This is a genomic window from Nocardia carnea (assembly GCF_029868855.1).
Taxonomy (GTDB): domain Bacteria; phylum Actinomycetota; class Actinomycetes; order Mycobacteriales; family Mycobacteriaceae; genus Nocardia; species Nocardia carnea_A.
Window position 1 is genome coordinate 25,359 of the sequence record NZ_JARWOV010000199.1, and the last position, 15,181, is coordinate 40,539.

Here is a 15,181-nt window from a genome sequence, read left to right on the forward strand (position 1 = left end):
ACGCCACCGGTGGGCTCGCGGCCACCGCACCGGTTCGGTGGCGGGGCCGGAGGCACCCGGACCCGGCCGAACCGGAAACGGCGGTCGTGTGCGCACCGACCGGAGCTGTGGAGTCGGGCAGCTGCGGCGGTGCGCACCGTCTACCGGCGGATCACAGCTTGCCGCCGCCGCCGATGAGCCAGGGATTGAAGGTGCACTGCAGCGCCGGGAACTGCCCCGGGTCCAGTGCCCGCAGGGCAATGGACAGCGCGCGCGGCGAGTACATCATGGTGAGGTGGTCCGACAGATCCTGTTCGCACCCGTCCTGCAAGGTGATGTTGCGGACGGGCGCATCCGGCCCGGGTTTCAGGAAGGTCAGGTCGAAAGGCGTGGTCACCTCGTCGTAGCGCGTACCGACGACGGTGTAGTCCACACCGGGCACCGTATCGCCGCCCGCATTCAGCTGGTTGACGAAATCCGAGCCCACGGTCTGCTGGATCCCGGAGTGACCCACGAAGATCTCGATGAAGCCGAGAATGTCGATACCGAAGTTGTTGATGGCCCGGCCCAGCGCGCCGATCCCGTCCAGGGTGGTGCCGTGATGGGTTGCCCCGTAGGTGATCAGCTTCGCGACCTTGCCGGCGCCGCCCTCGAACTTGGTGTACCAGTTCGACATCGAGCCGCCCTGGGAATGCGCGATGATATCCACCTCGGTGGCGCCGGTGGCGGCGAGCACGCGGTCGACGAAAACGGCCAGTTGCTCAGCCGAATCCTGAATGTAACCGGTACCCATCGTGCCCGGTAACACCGAACCGAGGCCACCGCCCTGGACGAGGTTCGCGCGGCCGTAGTTGAAGGTGAAGGTGCAGAAACCCGCGTCCTTGATCGGCCGGCCCATGAACGCGAAACCGTTGTAGGCGTTCATCCAGGTGCCGTGGATCAGCAGTACGGGTCGCGGATGTTCGGCCGTGGGTTTGCAGTTCCAATCGTTGGCTCCCGGCGGCGCGACGTCGGCGTTGAACAGGCCGTGCGCGAATGCCGACAGGAAAGCCGTCTGCGCGGGGCCGTGGCCGACGGTATCGGAGGCGTACCCGCCCGACAGGCCCGAACTGCTGCCCGAACCGCCGTAGCAGTCCCCGGAGCCGTTACCGGAACCCGCTCCGCTGCCGGAGTTACAGGCCGAACCGCTGGCGCTGCCGGAATCGGCCACCGGGCCGGCGGTCCGGCCGGCCGCGATGTAGTCGGCCAGGTCCTGTTCGGTGGGAGCCACCGGTGGGTCCGCGTTCGCGCCCGCACCGGTGAACCCGAAAACGAGTGCGGTGGCGGCACACAGGACCGCGGCGCGCAGCCGGCCGGAGGTAGGTCGATTCATCGGGACCCTTTCTGCCGAGAACTTCGTCGTCCGATTCCCTTGCCGCGCAGAGTTTTCGCGGCAGAGAAGCTGCGCCGACAGTACGGCCGCGGATCGTTTGTCCAATGTTTCCGGCAGTGGAATTGGACAGCTCACCAAAGCATTCGAACCGGTTTGGTGCCGGTCACAGATGACTCGGCAGCGAATTCAGGACAACTTTGGGATGACTCGGCATCGGGCACCGTCGCGAACCCCAACAAAAGCAAACTTGTTTCGTGGATTCTCCAATCCTGCAACAGATCACGAATCGATCACTTCTGTTTATTCGAAAATCGATTCACCACTTTCCGATACACGGCCGATTCCGGCCCCCTCATTTTCGGAGTTTCGATGCCCGATACCCGCCGCCGCACCCCCTCGCTCCGAACGGGGCTGGCCACCGCCTTCACCGCCGCTGCGATCACCGCGGGCCTGTGCGGGCCGGCCGGCGCGGCACCTACTGCCCCGGGCGGCCTACCGGCCGGGATCGACTCTCTGCTGACCGGTCCGCTGACCCGCGTGCACGGACCCGGGACCGCGATCGTGATTCTCGGCTACGGCCTGCTTCCCGACGGCACCATGCGCCCCGAACTGGTGGATCGGTTGCGGGCCGGGTATGTCCAGGCCCTGATCGCGCCGCAGTCGCCGGTGATCGTCACGGGTGGAAACCCACGCAACGGGGTGACCGGGGCCGCCGCTATGGCGGACTGGCTCATCCGCCACGGGCTGCCGGTGTGTCGCGTCCATCAGGAGTCCGCAGCCACGATGACCGTGCAGAACGCCCAGCGCAGCGCACAACTCATCCATGTGCTCGGGGCACGCGACGCCGTGGTGGTGACGTCGGATAACCATATCGGCCGCGCGGCGGACAGTTTCACCGCCGCCGGGGTGCCGATCGCCGCCACCCTCACACCAGGTCGGATTCCGGATTTCGTGGCGGCATGGGGACCGTGAAAAGCGGATGCTGCTGCGGCGGGCATTCCGTTCCTGAGCGAATCCTGTTACGGCACCGGTTCCGGAATTACCGGATGGTCGTCACGACCATTCGGCTATGTCCAGGGCGCGGGCGAGAGTGGGCCAGCTCCGATGCAATTGGACCTCGAAATCCGGCCAGGAATGCATACCCTCGGGCAGGAAATCGACCACCGCTGGAATACCGATTTCGTCCAGCCGGGCGGCCAGTCGCTCGGTACACAGGCGCGCGCCCTGTTCCAGCAACGAGCCCCCGCCCAGCAGAACCGCCAGAATTTCCGGACTGTCCCCGATCGACATCAAGGCGGCGCCGCTCGGAGTTCCGTTGGCCACGGACAGATAGATCTCGGTGCCGCGCAATTTCTCCGCGCCCAGCAGACCGTCGTGAGCAAGCCACTCCGGCGAAGCCGGCGGGCCGAACAGATTCTCCGGGTTTCCGCCGCGAGAGGCCACCGTCATCACCGTGACAGCGCGACCGAGCTGATCGGCGGTGGAATAGCAGCCGCTGAGTCCGGCGACGCCCCGGTAGAAACCCTGATGCCGCTGGGTCAGCATCATCGCTGCCTGCGCACCCATCGACACGCCGGCGATGGCCCGGACACCATTGGACCCCAGATACTTCTCGACGATCGGCGGTAGCTCCTCGGTGAGGAAGGTTTCCCACCGATTCAGGCCCAGGGCAGCGTCGACCCGGATCCAGTCCGCGTACAAGCTCGCGGTTCCACCGGTGGTGAGCACGACATCGACCGGTTTATCGGCGAAGAATTCCGCGGCGCCACCATCGGTCAGCCAACCCGAGGTGGGACCGCCGTCCACCCCGTCCAGCAGATACAGCGTGGGCCGCGGTGCCGGACCGGTGCCGACCAAGGTGTCGATCGCGATTTCGCGGTGCATGGCCACGGAACGGATGTGCAGCCGGATCCGGCGATCACTCAACACCTCGACCCGCAGCAACTGCGGACCCGGCGACCGGGTCTCGGTGGCGGTCGGACCTGGCGGCGCGCCGGGCGATTCCACCGGCGGGACCCCGGTCGCCGGGGTCGTGGTGGCAGCGATACCCATCGCTGCCAGTGCGGCCAGAACCGTCAACCGGGATCTCATCTCACACCTCGCGGTACCACTCGTCACTCGGGTCTCCCGTCACGCCGCCCCTGGTTTGCCCGGCCGGGTGCGCGCACCGGAAGTAATGCGCGGCAGCCGGCGCAACCGCATCGCGTCCACCACCGACTCCGGCTCCACTGCCGCGCCTTCGGCGATCCGGTACAGGCCGGGTGGCCGGCCGCCGTCGCACAGCCGGTCCAGGAGTTCATGGGCGCGACCGGCCAGTTCCGGTACCTGCGCGGTAGGGCCGATGGCCACCGTTGCGGTCGGTGGAACCTCCGCGGCCTCGGCTACCAGTTGCAGCACTTCGGGGCTCATCACTCCCGCGGCCACCGGGCCGGCGCCGGTGTAGTGTGCCGCTTCCAGGGGAATCAGCACGGTTCCGCCGTCGGCGTGCAGCAGCGGCAGTGAACGCGAACCCAGCGGTGGCCCCAGGGCCGCCTGTACCCGGCGGAGCTTGCGGCGGGCCGCCGACACCGCACCCGGGCCACCGGCCCGCTCCTCGGCGTTCGGCGGGATCGCCAGCGCCACCACCTGATAGGCCGGTGCGACCCGTAGACCCGACCTTCTCGCCAGCGCGCTCACCCCGTGCCCGGCGAGCAGGGCCGCCACCATCGTCTGCGCCGAGGTCTGGTGCTCGCGGGCCACCACCCGGTGTTCATCCAGGTACGCGGTGGCGGCCGCGGTGGTCACCACCTCGACGACCCGCACCAGCAGACGGGCGGCATCGGCCATGGGTGGCCCGCTCGCGGCGGCCTCCGCCATTCGCGCCGCGAGGAATTCGAAGCCGCTGCGCGCGCAGTCATGACAGGCCGTGAGCACAGATTCCAGCGGCACCCCTTCACGGGCCCACCGCGCGGCCGCGGCGGTGATCGTCGCTGCCGCGGCGGGCCGGGCGCCGAGGTCCTGCGCCGCCGCGGCCAGGCAATGCCGGACGGTGGTGACCATATCGGCCGCGTCGATTTCCGGTTCAGGGCGCCGGAAATGCGCTACGAGTTCGGCTTCCAGGTCTGCGCTTCCGGAGCCGACTGCCTTACTGCCCACCATAACTACTGGACAGTAACCACGGTTTGGGGCGTGCGGACCCCGTCTGCCATGAGTCCGGAGAGTTCATCAGTGGAGTGACCGCGAATTGGGTCCGGTCACAAACGGGTAACGACATGGAGAACGGGGCGGTGCGTGACAACGTCTACGCCGCGCCGGACGCCGGCTTTCAGTGACCGCGGCCGAGTTCCCGGCGCACCGGCTGGTCCAGGATCCGCGGCTGCCGCCGCCGCAGGGCCGCCAGCAGACCGGGCGTGTGCTCGGGGGGTGCGGCATGTACCGACAATTGGTTGGCCACCGACCGGTAAGCGTCCAGATCGGCCTGCTTGTCCAGGTACAACGCACCGGTGAGTTGCTGCAGGTACACGATATCGGGCAGATCGGCCTCCGCGAACCGCAGATAGGTGAATGCGCCGTCGGTCATGGCCGGGCCGCCGACATGATCGGCCAGTACCTGCACGGTGACATGCGGCTGTTTGGCGGCGGCCAGCAAGCGGTCGATCTGGGCCGACCAGGTCCGGGATCCGCCGATCCGGCGGATCAGTGCCGCCTCCTCGACGATCAGCCACAGGTGCGGTGGATGGGGCCGCGTCAGAATATGCTGCCGGCGCATCCGCAATGCCACCCGCCGTTCGATGGCATCGGCCGTCTCCCCCGGATGCGCGAGCGTGAGCAACGCCCGCGCGTACTCCGGGGTCTGCAACAGTTCGGGCACCGCACGCGGTTCGTAACACCGGATCACCTGCGCCGCCTGCTCCAGACCCAGATACATATCGAACCATTTCGGGAGCCAGTCGTTGTCGCGGTGCCACCAGCCGGAGGTATTGGCCTGCCGGGCCAGCTCCTGGAACGCCGCCAGCTCCTCGGCATCGGTCACCCCGTAGAGCTGGAGCAGATCCACCAGATCACGCTCCCGAATACTGGTCCGGCCCAGCTCCAGCCGGCTTATCTTCGAATCCGACCCGCGGATGTGATCACCGGCCTGCTCCCGGGACAGCCCGCTGGCCTCACGCAACCGCCGCAAACGCCCCCCGAGCACCATGCGCAGCACAGTGGGTCCGCCGTCTGCCGCGGCCCGCGCCGTGACCCTCGATCCCGTCGAGGCAGCCGTCTCCAACGCCGATCGCATCCCAGAAGCACCCATTATTCGAGTTTCGCATGGGAGCGGCACCGGAGACCAAACGAAACTCCCGTGGCGTGAACGACATTCGCGTGTCGAAGCAGTTCAGCGGTACTGCTGCGGCGGGCGGCGCTGCGATACCGCTCATAACGGGCGACAGCCGGACCACGGCCGCAACCCGGCTGTCGTCTCGTTCCCGTCCGGGTCGCGGCGCTTCGTGACCCCGCCCGAGGGGAACCGGCACATGCTGTGAATCGCCCAGACCAGATTCCGGAACATGTTCTCACCCATGGTCAGGACTTAGCGTTACACACAACGGCGTCGATGGGTGACGCCGCCCGGAAGGAGGCGTGAACGTGGACGCTACAGCACCGACCACGGCCGAACGCGACAACCACAGTCGCGACAACCTCACACGCCGGGTGACGGTCTACTTCGACGGCCCGGCGCCCGACAATGCCCTCGTCCTGGAGTACGCGGCAACCAATACCGAGGCATGGGAGTTCACCTCCGCTGCCGTTCATGCCGGACTCACGGTCACCGTGGACAGCAAGATCAGGCCGGGACTGCGCCGGCTCCCGTGCCACAGCCTGTGGCGCTGACCCCTTCCGGTCACACTCCTCCTCCGCCCCGGAATCCCGCGGCGCATCCCCACAACGACGGCCCCGGCCTCTAAGCTCGGAAGCACCGGCGCGACGAACCGCCGGAGCCGACCGCAGGAGCGTCCATGCCGACCGACCCCACCACCCGTGTGGCGGGTTCGTTCGCTGTTCTGTGTACTGCATTGCTCACCGGCTGCGGTTCCGACCCACCCCAACCGCACAACATCGCGGCGGCCGAAACGACGACAGTGGCCTCGACGACCGTGCGTCCGACCGGTTCACCGGCGTCGACAGTCGCCCGCAGTTCCACCCCGGTCGTCGATCCCTACGCCGGGATGCCGTTGATCGACCGGCTGGAATGGACCTCGAACATCGACGGTCCCCGGCTCATGGTGTACCCCACCCGAGCGGGTCGGGACACCACCTTCCCCGGCGCCGTGCTGCGCGCCTGGCAGGAAATCGGCACGCTCGACCCGGCCGCGGACACACCCGGTATGTGGGATCAGTTCCGCTGCCATTGGGAGTGGGCCCGGCTCATCGCACCCGACAAGCCCACCTGGAATCTGGAACCCTGGCGGCCGCCGGTGGGCTACGACCCGACCGTCGGCGCCGCCTGCAACCCCGGCGGTCCGGAACGCTGAGATACGAGAGGAGTCCGGTATGCGCATCGTCATCGCCGGCGGACACGGCAAGATCGCCTTACTGCTCGCCGAACGGCTCACCGGCCGCGGCCACAGCGCCATCGCGTTGATCCGCAACCCGGCGCACGCCTCCGAGGTCTACGCCACGGGCGCCGAACCGGTGGTCCTGGACCTCGAACAGGCGGTGGTGACCGATCTCGCCGCGACTCTCCAGGGAGCGGACGCGACCGTATTCGCCGCCGGTGCCGGGCCGGGCAGTGGCGCGGCCCGCAAATACACCGTGGACCGGGACGGGTCGGTTCTGCTCGCCGAAGCCGCAGAGCGAGTGGGTACCCGGCGGTTCGTGCAGATCTCGGCCATGGGAACCGGGCTTGCACCGGCGCCGGGCACCGATGACGTATGGGCCGCCTATATCGAGGCGAAAACGCAGGCCGAGGACGATCTGCGCAGTCGGGACCTGGATTGGACCATTCTGCGTCCGGGCCGACTCACCGACGAACCCGGCACGGGTTCGGTCACCCTCGCGCCGCCACGAATCGGTCGCGGCGATATTCCGCGTGCCGATGTCGCCGATGTGGTCGTCGCCCTGCTCGATGCCGGGCATACGGCCGGTCATACGCTGGAACTCGTCTCCGGTGACACCCCGGTCGAGGCAGCGGTCGCGGCCCTGGCGGACTGACAAGATCATCCGAAAGCCGTTCCGACACAATGAATCGATCGTGCAGATGTACTTGCATTTGAAAGCACCAGCGACCTAGACTCGTCCCACACCGCTATACAGGGGATAACATGGGGAGGCCGCGTGAGTGAGCCGACGACAACATTCGCCAGTGGTTTACTGCCACAGCTGCGGGACAGTCCAGCGGGTCCGAAACGATTCGGTAGTAGTACAGCCCGAATGGATCCTGCCCCGATATGCAAGCCGGCGAACGGTATTGATATGAGTACATTCGGCGTCCGCGCCGGCAGTTCCCGCGCTGGTTCGTCGCGCGAGACCGCCGTCGAGTTCGTAATCGACGCAATCGAATCCACCGGCGCAGCGACCCGTGACGATTTCGATATCGACCAGATCGTCACCACGGTTCACGCGCTCTCGGACGACTGGGATTTCCGGTCGCTGCAGCCGGATACTTTCTGGCGCGTAGCGTCCACGTTCATCCGGGCCTGACGGCCGGACGTAATCCACCGTCTCGGCGGCTCGGCGCCGGGGCGGTACAGGAATTCGCCCGATCCGGCTATAAGCCTGGAATTACAGGCCTTTCGTGTATTCGGCGATAATCGCCCGGGATTTCTCCGGCGTCGCGGCCTGCACACTCAATCGGTCCATCACCGAGAGGTACAGTGCCAGATCCTCGCGCCGGTCCAGATACAGCGCGCTCGTCAACTGCTCCAGATACACGATATCGGGCAGATCGGGCTCGGCGAATCGCAGAATGGTGAAGGAGCTCCCCGCCGCGGGGTGTTCGCCCGCGGAGAACGGGACGACCTGAATGGTCACATTCGGCAACCGGGTCAGATCGAGCAGATGCTCCATCTGCGCTCGGTGCACCTCGGGACCGCCGACGGGACGATGCAGTGCCGCCTCGTCGATCACCGCCCAGACGATCGGCGGATCGTTACGGTGCAGGATCTCCTGCCGGCGCTGCCGGAAAGCCACCCGCCGGTCGGTATCGGCGTCCTCGTAACCGAGGGTCACCACCGCGCGCGCGTAATCCGGTGTCTGCAGAAGTCCCGGTACCAAATGGGATTCGTAGGTACGAATCTTGCTCGCGGCCTGTTCCAGGCCCAGATATTGCCCGAACCAGGACGGCAGCAGATCGCCGTAGCGATGCCACCATCCCGGTTCGTTGGCTTTGCGCGCGAGATCGAGAAAACTCTCGCGCTCTTCGGGATCGGTGATGCCGTAGAGCGTCAGCAGGTCCCGGATATCGCGTTCTTTGAAACTCGACCGGCCCAGCTCGAGCCGGCTGATCTTGGCATGAGAGCCGCGGATCGCATCGCCCGCCGCCTCGCGGGTGATCTTCTTGCTCTCACGCAGTTTCCGTAGCTGGCCGCCCAGAGCGATGCGTAGGACCGTGGGGCCACGCTCCGCCTCGACGGGTTGTGTGCCGCCACGATTCCCGGGCTCTGCGATCATGGAGTCGTCTCCGCTTTCGGGTTAACCCACGGTGCGCCACAGTGCAATCCGCGGCGCACCACGCCGACGGCCCATGCTACCTCTCATACAGCCAGATCGTCGAACTCTCCGGCTTTCGCGCCCTGCAGGAACGCCTCGATCTCCGGGCGGGTATAGAAGAGCACACCGCCGTCGGGGAATCGCGAATTACGCACGGCCACCAGGTTGCCGGCCGCTTCGGCAAACTCGACACAGTTCCCGCTCGGATTGCTGAAGGTGCTCTTGCGCCAAGCTCCGACCACCCGATTGGTTACTTCCGACATAGGACCTACTCCTTGCTCATGGTTGCTGACACCACTCGTCGCATACCGCCGGTCCTTACAGATGCACTCGCAAGTGTTCTTGCATCTGCACCGACATCAGGACGATAGCACGAAGTTCGCCGACGCGCCCCAACGAGCCTCCGGTAGAACATCGCCGCCCGTCAGGGCCCGACCGGGCGGACCGGATCGGCCTCACCGTAAGCGAGCGCCGCTCGACTCCGGAGCGGCCGCGCGCCTGCCGGGGGCCCGCCGTCGAGCCTTGTACTGTCGCAAACCGACACCGGTTCCACCAGCCCCGCGAGCCGGCCGCGGCGCATCCTCCGGCACGCTTCCGGCCCCGTATCGCCGAGGAGGCCGCCATGTCCGACGAACACCAGCGCTCTGTCCGAACGGATATCCCGCACCCCGCCCGGATCTGGAACTACTGGATGGGTGGCAACGATTACTACGAGGCCGACCGAATCGCCGCAGAGGCGGGCAGCACCGTCTATCCCGGCATCGCGACTATGGCGAGGGAATCACGCCGGTTCCTGGTACGCGCCGTGCGATATCTGGCCGCCGAGAAGGGAATCCGCCAGTTCCTCGATATCGGCACCGGGCTGCCCACCATGGAGAACACGCATGAGGCCGCGCAGGGCGTGGCACCGGAATCGAGGATCGTGTACGTGGACAACGATCCCGTCGTACTGGCCCACGCGCGCACCCTGCTGACCAGCACCACCGACGAGGGAGTCACCACCTACATCGACGCCGACTATCACCACCCCGAAACAGTCGTGGCCGATGCACGCCACATCCTGGACCTCACCCGGCCGGTGGCGGTGATGTTCATGGGCGTCCTCGGCCATGTTCGCAGCACCGCGGAAATGCGCCGGATCGTGCACACCGTGGTCGAAACGACCACCACCGGTAGCTACCTCGCGCTCTGGGACGGCACCGATGACGATCCCGCCTATGTGCGGCTGTGTGCCGAGTACGCCGATATCGGCGGTGAACCCTATGTGCCACGGCCACCGGGCGAGATCCGCGCGCTGTTCGACGGACTCGAACCCGTCGACCCCGGGTTCACCTCGGTGACCCAGTGGTTTCCCGGAGAACCAGTCGCCGGCGACGCCCGGCCGATCCCGGCGTACGGGGGTGTCGCTCGCAAACCGTAACTCCCCGGAGTTGTGGGAAGCGCAGTGCCACTGGGTCACCGGGCACCGAGGGCGGGCCGCCTGGGCGAACTGTTTTTTCGAATGTTGTTTGCAGATGTACTTGCATTTGTAAGTGACGGCGACATAGACTCGCACCACCAAGAGGGGCGATACGCAGCATCTTCCGGTCGCTTCGCCGAACCGGAGCGTCGCCCCCGCACCATCGCACGTGAGGGGCAACCGAATGATCCAGCCATTCCGAAGTCCCCACCGGAACGCCGTCGGAAGCGTTCCCGGTACCCCCGCCCTGGGGCACAGTCCGGACCCCCTGCGCCACTACGCGCCCGAGGCCGGCGCCGACTGTAGCGCCGAACCACCGGTACTCACCTACCGGCAGGCCCGCGCCATCCTGCGCATCCACGATGTCCACGGCCCCCAGTGCCGGCAATGGCTCGCCGCGGCGGCCTATCTGTCCGCGGGACTGGACGACGAATAGCCCCGCGGAGCTGCTGTTTGTTTCCCCAGCCGATACGACGGCGTCCGGTCGATGCCGATTCGTGCTGGTATTCCTCCCTCGGTCGCGGGATTCTGAAATCCCGCGCTCATGTGGATGGTGACCATGCGTATCGCCGAGATCCTCAACACCAAGGGCAGTGCCGTCGCGACGGTCCGGCCCGAAACGGATATCCGATCGTTACTGGCACTGCTCGCCGACCAGAACATCGGCGCCGCGGTTGTCTCCCCGGACGGTAACCGTATCGCCGGGATCGTTTCCGAGCGCGATGTCGTCCGCGGCCTGCACCGGCACGGCACAGCGCTCCTGGATTTCCCGGTCGCCCGGATCATGACCACCGAGGTCCGCACCTGCAGCCCCGGCGACCGGGTCGACAGCCTCCGGGGAATCATGACCGATCACCGGGTACGCCACCTCCCCGTCGTCGACCAGGGCCGCCTCACCGGCATCGTCAGTATCGGTGACGTCGTCAAAAGCGCACTGTCCGAACTCACGACCGAGCGGGAGCAGCTCGTCGGATATCTGCAGGGCGGGTACTGAACCCGCTCAGCCCAGATCCGCGGACAACCAGCGCTCCGGCCGCATCCGGACGATGACGTGCTCCCCCAGCTCGGCCTCGGCATAGGCAAGGTAACCCTCTACCTGATCCGGCGGAAGATAGCGCGCCACCATTTCACGGTGCCGGGCATCCGGCATCGGTTCCACCGCGGTGACCGGTCCTTCCACGCTCACATAGCGGACCGTCGGCTGCACCCGCTGCACCATCAGACTGAACCGGCCCGCGGCGCGGATCCGGCGCATCTTCGCCGATTCCGGACCGGTGACCAGCCACAAGTCTTCCCCCGGCGTGTACTGATACCAGATCGGGACCGTCAGCGGACCGCGATCCGGCCCGGCGGATACCGACAGCGCACCGATATGCGGTTCGGCCAGGAACGACTGTCTTTCTTCGGGAGTCAGGGACATACGCGCACCCTAACGCGCACCCCCGACAAAACCGGGGAGGCGACGGCGGTAGCCTCACCGACCACCCAAAACGATTGCCTGCCAAAGGCACTGGGCGGGAATGCCGGTGATCGGTATCGTTGTTGCAGTCCGGCGGATCGGCGGAGGGAGCGAACACGATGCGATCTCCCCTGCCCGGCCGGGACCATATGGCACAGCCACTCCCCGCGCCCGCCGGAGAACTGTTGCCGCCGCAGGTACGAGACTCCTTTCCCGCGCTGGCCGAGGCCCGAGAGGTGTATCTCGACAGTGCGGCCACCACCCAGAAACCACGTGCGGTCATCGAGACCGTGCGGAAGTATCACTCGTCCGCGACGGCCAACGCCGCCCGCGGAACCTATCCGTGGGCGACCGCGCTCACGCAGCGGATCGCCGCGGTCCGGGCACATACCGCCCGATTCGTCGGCGCCACCCACTCCGACGAGATCGTCTTCACCGGCGGCGCGACCGCGGCCCTGAACGCCGTCGCGCTCTGCTGGGGGCTCACCGCCCTGCGTGACGGCGACGAGATCCTTTACAGTCCCCGCGATCACGCCGCCAACGTCCATCCCTGGTATCTCCTGCGCGACACCCTCGCCCGGTTCGGGCGGCGGATCGATCTCGTGCCGTACCGGGTGACCGCAACCGGAGCCGCCGACCTCACCGATATCGCCGAAAAGGTGAGCCCGCGCACCCGGCTGCTGACCGTCGCCCATCTGCACCACGTATTCGGCAGCACAACCGTCCTGAGCGATATCCGCGCGCTGCTGCCCGACCGGGTGCTGTTGTGCTACGACTGCAGCCAGAGCGGCGGTCACATACCGGTCGATGTGACCGCGCTGGCCGCCGATTTCGCGGTGTTCGCGGCGCACAAGATGTTCGCCGCGCCCGGTACCGGCGTCCTGTACTGCCACCGCCGGGTACACCCGGAACTACGCCCGTTCCTGCCCGGCGGCACCACGGACGTACAGCTGACGGCCGGCGGATTCGATTCCGGGCGGATGCCCGGGCTGCTCGAGGGCGGCACCCCGAACATTCCGGGCATTCTCGCCCTCGGCACCGCTCTCGAGGTCCTGGAGTCGTACGGGATGACCGCGATCTCAGCCCACAACACCGCGTTGACGCGCCGTTTGCTGACCGGGCTTCGGGAAGTCCGCGGAGTGGACTTCCTGCCCGGCCCGGCGTACGGCGGTCCCGGCACCGGCCACGGCATCGTCTCGTTCACCCTCGACGGTATCTCCGCGGCCGATCTGGGTTTCGTGCTCGCCGAATACGGCTTCCTGGTCCGCACCGGCTCGCACTGCGTTCCGGGTGGCGCCGCCGGTGACGCGGTACGGGTCAGTACCCAGATCTACACCGGCAGCGACGATATCGACCGTTTCACCGACCGTGTCCGCGCCTTGGCCCAGGAGATTGCATGACCATCGACACCGGCACATCCACCGGGCGGATCCAGACGGCCCGCTACCACCGGCGTACCGCCGCACAGATCCTGGCCGAGCTCGCCCGGCCCGGGCTCTTCGGCCCCACCGAGCCGCGTCCCGCGCGACGTTTCGAGTACACCACGACCGAGCTGCAGCCCGAACCGGGCAGCCACCTCACCTTCTCGCAGCGGCTATACCTGGAACGGTTCATGCAGCCCTGCCCGGCCGGCGAGGTCACCTCCGCGACCCACCGGATGACCTGGACCGACAGCGCCGGAATCCCCAATACCGGGTTCTATCGCGACGACGGATTCGGGCCGAGGGTACCCATTGCCACCCGGGAGGCGGTGCTCGTGCTCTGGGAACAGATCGATGCCGAGGGTGCGCTGGCCGAACGTATCGCCACGCTCGGGCCCGAGGCGCGGGACATACTGGCGGCGACCACCACAGACCACGAGCCGATCGATATCTTCCGGGTCGGTGTCGAATCCGCCGGGCGCGCGCTGGCCCAGCATGCCCTGCTCGCGAACCGGACGCCGTATTCGTCCCCGGCCGAATTCGCGCGCGGACTCCTCGATTCCGGGATCTTCACCGCGGTCGCGACCCGCTGGTTCTGGGAACTCCAGGCCTCGACGTACCGGCGCGGCATGATCCCGGTGGATCTGCGGGTCACCGGCGGCGGCACGATCCGTTACCCGGAGCAAACGGTCGCGACCCTGCGCGCGATGAAGGACGCCACCATCGCCGACGCCCACAAGGTGATGCACCGGGCCACCACAGACGAGGGGTTGACCGTGGACGAGGCCATCGCCCGCTACCACGACGATCTCGACCTCATCTCCCGCCAGTACGCATTGCTGCCTGCGGACGAACATCCGGTATGCCTGGCGGCGGCCACTCACCGTGCCGGCGGCGAGAACTACAGTCTGCTTCCGCTCGTCGCCCGGCAATTGGTGGACATGTTCAGCGACCTCGTGCTCCGGTGCGAACCGGTGGCAGCGCGGGCGGCCGCCGAGGCCCCCGAGCATCTCCCCGTGACCGCCGAGGACCGGATCTTCTACGTACCCGATATGACCTGTAAACACTGTGTCCGCACCATCGGCGGCGTCCTGGAATCCATGGAGATCCGGGTTGTCGATATCGACCTCGACAGTAAACGGGTGGTTGCCGAATTCCGCAGTCCGCGCAACCGGGCACGAGCGTTCGAGGCGCTGCGCGACGGCGGATACAACCCGGTGGACCGCCGGACCGACACCACACCGGCGGTGCCCGGGCGATGACAGTGCCACAGACCACGCGGCAGCCTTGTGCCCGGACCACGGCGGAGGGTGTCCCACCGCCCGCGTTACCGGCACGGTGGGATCCGCTGGTGCGGGATTTCCTGGCAGACCGGTCGGCGCTCGACCGTGCGGCCCATCGGTTCGGAACTCCACTGCACCTGATCTTCCCGCAGGTCTTCGCCCGCAACCTCACCCGCTTGACCGCGGTACTCGACGCGGAGCGGATCGGGTATCGGATCTGCTACGCGCACAAGGTGAATCGTTCGGCCGCGCTGGTCCGGACCGCGGCGGCGCTGGGCGCGTCCGTGGATGTGGCTTCGGCCGGGGAGCTGGAATCGGCTCGCCGGGCGGGTTTCACCCCGGACCGGATAGAGGTCACCGGACCGAAAGGCGAGACGTTCCTGCGGGCTCTGGCGGGGAGCGGGGCCACGGTCAATATCGACAACCAGTGGGAGCTGGAAACGCTGGCCGGCCTCGCCCGGCCGGAGGCGCCCGTCCCGGTGCTGCTGCGGGTCAGCGGATTCCCGGATTCCCGGCCGAGCCGGTTCGGTATTC

17 protein-coding genes and 1 pseudogene are annotated in these 15,181 nt (G+C 67.2%); 11 read left to right on the top strand and 7 right to left on the bottom strand.

The window, feature by feature from the left end; translation table 11 throughout:
* Positions 1-151: 151 nt before the first annotated feature.
* A complete protein-coding gene (locus QH195_RS19065) occupies positions 152-1,351 on the bottom strand; it encodes an esterase/lipase family protein (protein ID WP_280436418.1) in 1,200 nt (399 codons plus the stop codon).
* 369 nt (positions 1,352-1,720) lie between these two features.
* Here QH195_RS19065 and QH195_RS19070 point away from each other — a divergent pair, with 369 nt between their 5' ends.
* Positions 1,721-2,323 carry a YdcF family protein gene (locus QH195_RS19070; RefSeq protein ID WP_280436419.1) on the top strand — a complete coding sequence of 201 codons (603 nt, stop codon included), beginning with the start codon at positions 1,721-1,723 and terminating at the stop codon, positions 2,321-2,323.
* An 81-nt stretch (positions 2,324-2,404) separates the two neighbouring features.
* On the opposite strand, the gene QH195_RS19075 is transcribed toward QH195_RS19070, so the two are convergent.
* The 3 genes from QH195_RS19075 to QH195_RS19085 form a co-directional block, all read right to left on the bottom strand.
* Positions 2,405-3,442, bottom strand: coding sequence for an alpha/beta hydrolase (locus tag QH195_RS19075; RefSeq protein ID WP_280436420.1), 1,038 nt, complete (start codon positions 3,440-3,442; stop codon positions 2,405-2,407).
* 39 nt (positions 3,443-3,481) lie between these two features.
* On the bottom strand, positions 3,482-4,489 hold the full coding sequence (locus QH195_RS19080; protein WP_280436421.1) for a transcriptional regulator: 1,008 nt from the start codon (positions 4,487-4,489) through the stop codon (positions 3,482-3,484).
* Positions 4,490-4,655: 166 nt separating this feature from the next.
* Positions 4,656-5,528, bottom strand: coding sequence for a helix-turn-helix domain-containing protein (locus QH195_RS19085; protein WP_280436429.1), 873 nt, complete (start codon positions 5,526-5,528; stop codon positions 4,656-4,658).
* Between the two features lie 434 nt (positions 5,529-5,962).
* Between QH195_RS19085 and QH195_RS19090 the strand changes: the two genes are divergently transcribed.
* The 4 genes from QH195_RS19090 to QH195_RS19105 all read left to right on the top strand — a co-directional run bounded on the left by QH195_RS19090 (position 5,963) and on the right by QH195_RS19105 (position 8,017).
* On the top strand, positions 5,963-6,208 hold the full coding sequence (locus tag QH195_RS19090) for a hypothetical protein (protein WP_280422174.1): 246 nt from the start codon (positions 5,963-5,965) through the stop codon (positions 6,206-6,208).
* 125 nt (positions 6,209-6,333) lie between these two features.
* Entirely contained in the window at positions 6,334-6,849 is a 516-nt protein-coding gene (locus QH195_RS19095) for a DUF2599 domain-containing protein (protein WP_280436422.1), read from the top strand.
* A gap of 19 nt (positions 6,850-6,868) precedes the next feature.
* Positions 6,869-7,528 carry an SDR family oxidoreductase gene (locus QH195_RS19100; RefSeq protein WP_280436423.1) on the top strand — a complete coding sequence of 220 codons (660 nt, stop codon included), beginning with the start codon at positions 6,869-6,871 and terminating at the stop codon, positions 7,526-7,528.
* 261 nt (positions 7,529-7,789) lie between these two features.
* A complete protein-coding gene (locus QH195_RS19105) occupies positions 7,790-8,017 on the top strand; it encodes a hypothetical protein (RefSeq protein WP_280422171.1) in 228 nt (75 codons plus the stop codon).
* Between the two features lie 81 nt (positions 8,018-8,098).
* Here the strand turns inward: QH195_RS19105 and QH195_RS19110 are convergent, their stop codons facing one another.
* Together QH195_RS19110 and QH195_RS19115 are read right to left on the bottom strand one after the other, a co-directional pair.
* On the bottom strand, positions 8,099-8,986 hold the full coding sequence (locus QH195_RS19110) for a helix-turn-helix domain-containing protein (RefSeq protein WP_280422170.1): 888 nt from the start codon (positions 8,984-8,986) through the stop codon (positions 8,099-8,101).
* 83 nt (positions 8,987-9,069) lie between these two features.
* Positions 9,070-9,288 (bottom strand): DUF397 domain-containing protein, encoded by a 219-nt coding sequence (locus QH195_RS19115; RefSeq protein ID WP_280417423.1) that lies wholly within the window; start codon positions 9,286-9,288, stop codon positions 9,070-9,072.
* Positions 9,289-9,647: 359 nt separating this feature from the next.
* Here QH195_RS19115 and QH195_RS19120 point away from each other — a divergent pair, with 359 nt between their 5' ends.
* From QH195_RS19120 to QH195_RS19130, 3 genes are all read left to right on the top strand, one after another.
* On the top strand, positions 9,648-10,445 hold the full coding sequence (locus QH195_RS19120; RefSeq protein ID WP_280436424.1) for an SAM-dependent methyltransferase: 798 nt from the start codon (positions 9,648-9,650) through the stop codon (positions 10,443-10,445).
* A 223-nt stretch (positions 10,446-10,668) separates the two neighbouring features.
* Positions 10,669-10,920 (top strand): hypothetical protein, encoded by a 252-nt coding sequence (locus QH195_RS19125; RefSeq protein WP_280422168.1) that lies wholly within the window; start codon positions 10,669-10,671, stop codon positions 10,918-10,920.
* A 123-nt stretch (positions 10,921-11,043) separates the two neighbouring features.
* On the top strand, positions 11,044-11,478 hold the full coding sequence (locus QH195_RS19130; protein WP_280422167.1) for a CBS domain-containing protein: 435 nt from the start codon (positions 11,044-11,046) through the stop codon (positions 11,476-11,478).
* Positions 11,479-11,484: 6 nt separating this feature from the next.
* Here the strand turns inward: QH195_RS19130 and QH195_RS19135 are convergent, their stop codons facing one another.
* A complete protein-coding gene (locus tag QH195_RS19135) occupies positions 11,485-11,904 on the bottom strand; it encodes a pyridoxamine 5'-phosphate oxidase family protein (protein ID WP_280422166.1) in 420 nt (139 codons plus the stop codon).
* A 158-nt stretch (positions 11,905-12,062) separates the two neighbouring features.
* On the opposite strand from QH195_RS19135, the gene QH195_RS19140 reads away from it, so the two are divergent.
* From QH195_RS19140 to QH195_RS19150, 3 genes and pseudogenes are all read left to right on the top strand, one after another.
* Positions 12,063-13,343: an aminotransferase class V-fold PLP-dependent enzyme gene (locus QH195_RS19140; protein WP_280436425.1), complete on the top strand. Its 1,281-nt coding sequence runs from the start codon at positions 12,063-12,065 to the stop codon at positions 13,341-13,343.
* Positions 13,340-14,626 carry a heavy-metal-associated domain-containing protein gene (locus QH195_RS19145; protein ID WP_280436426.1) on the top strand — a complete coding sequence of 429 codons (1,287 nt, stop codon included), beginning with the start codon at positions 13,340-13,342 and terminating at the stop codon, positions 14,624-14,626. The genes QH195_RS19140 and QH195_RS19145 overlap by 4 nt, the downstream gene beginning before the upstream one ends.
* Positions 14,623-15,181, top strand: a pseudogene (locus QH195_RS19150) (Y4yA family PLP-dependent enzyme); the annotation flags it as partial. The gene QH195_RS19145 and the pseudogene QH195_RS19150, both read left to right, overlap by 4 nt.

Coding starts and splice junctions, on each gene's coding strand:
- QH195_RS19065 (WP_280436418.1), bottom strand. CDS start 1,351: ATGAATCGACCTACCTCCGGCCGGCTGCGCGCCGCGGTCCTGTGTGCC.
- QH195_RS19070 (WP_280436419.1), top strand. CDS start 1,721: ATGCCCGATACCCGCCGCCGCACCCCCTCGCTCCGAACGGGGCTGGCC.
- QH195_RS19075 (WP_280436420.1), bottom strand. CDS start 3,442: ATGAGATCCCGGTTGACGGTTCTGGCCGCACTGGCAGCGATGGGTATC.
- QH195_RS19080 (WP_280436421.1), bottom strand. CDS start 4,489: ATGGTGGGCAGTAAGGCAGTCGGCTCCGGAAGCGCAGACCTGGAAGCC.
- QH195_RS19085 (WP_280436429.1), bottom strand. CDS start 5,528: ATGGTGCTCGGGGGGCGTTTGCGGCGGTTGCGTGAGGCCAGCGGGCTG.
- QH195_RS19095 (WP_280436422.1), top strand. CDS start 6,334: ATGCCGACCGACCCCACCACCCGTGTGGCGGGTTCGTTCGCTGTTCTG.
- QH195_RS19100 (WP_280436423.1), top strand. CDS start 6,869: ATGCGCATCGTCATCGCCGGCGGACACGGCAAGATCGCCTTACTGCTC.
- QH195_RS19105 (WP_280422171.1), top strand. CDS start 7,790: ATGAGTACATTCGGCGTCCGCGCCGGCAGTTCCCGCGCTGGTTCGTCG.
- QH195_RS19110 (WP_280422170.1), bottom strand. CDS start 8,986: ATGATCGCAGAGCCCGGGAATCGTGGCGGCACACAACCCGTCGAGGCG.
- QH195_RS19115 (WP_280417423.1), bottom strand. CDS start 9,288: ATGTCGGAAGTAACCAATCGGGTGGTCGGAGCTTGGCGCAAGAGCACC.
- QH195_RS19120 (WP_280436424.1), top strand. CDS start 9,648: ATGTCCGACGAACACCAGCGCTCTGTCCGAACGGATATCCCGCACCCC.
- QH195_RS19125 (WP_280422168.1), top strand. CDS start 10,669: ATGATCCAGCCATTCCGAAGTCCCCACCGGAACGCCGTCGGAAGCGTT.
- QH195_RS19130 (WP_280422167.1), top strand. CDS start 11,044: ATGCGTATCGCCGAGATCCTCAACACCAAGGGCAGTGCCGTCGCGACG.
- QH195_RS19135 (WP_280422166.1), bottom strand. CDS start 11,904: ATGTCCCTGACTCCCGAAGAAAGACAGTCGTTCCTGGCCGAACCGCAT.
- QH195_RS19140 (WP_280436425.1), top strand. CDS start 12,063: ATGCGATCTCCCCTGCCCGGCCGGGACCATATGGCACAGCCACTCCCC.
- QH195_RS19145 (WP_280436426.1), top strand. CDS start 13,340: ATGACCATCGACACCGGCACATCCACCGGGCGGATCCAGACGGCCCGC.